Below are 433 nucleotides of genomic sequence, written 5' to 3'. Positions count from 1 at the left end.
GCTAAAAAAGTAAATTTGGGCGCGAAACTCAATTCAGCTTCCGCACCGAAAAATGTGGATCAGTGGGTGTCGAATCGCTTTGAGGCGGAACTAGGATCAGAGCCAGAACCCATCAAGATGAAGCGGCTCACACTTGACATTCCTGAATCATTGCATCGAGCCATTAAGCTCAAGGCGACAGCGGAAGGGGTGGCGATGGTCGATCTGCTGCGTGATTTGCTAGAAAAAGAATACGGAAATCAGTAAATACAGAAATCAGTAATTACAGAAATACGCTTCCCCTCTGTTCAATTCAATGACTTGTGGACGTTTAGCAGTAGCTTTTTGCTGCGGTTACAGTTGGTCTGAAACCGTCGTTAATAGCAATAATTGCTATTTATTGTTATTGCAGCCAAAATAGAATTGTTTCAATCGCAGAGGACTTTGGCATGAA

Annotated in this window: 1 protein-coding gene; it reads left to right on the top strand. The window is 43.4% G+C overall.

Going from position 1 to position 433, the window contains the following annotated elements:
- Positions 1-246: toxin-antitoxin system HicB family antitoxin (locus tag D7Y13_RS43260; protein ID WP_120631131.1), on the top strand; the 246-nt coding region annotated here is incomplete at its 5' end.
- Positions 247-433 lie beyond the last annotated feature (187 nt).

This window comes from Corallococcus praedator, from assembly GCF_003612125.1.
Taxonomy (GTDB): Bacteria; Myxococcota; Myxococcia; order Myxococcales; family Myxococcaceae; genus Corallococcus; species Corallococcus praedator.
Note: the sequence above shows the minus strand (reverse complement) of the source record. Positions and strands in the feature narration are given on the sequence as shown.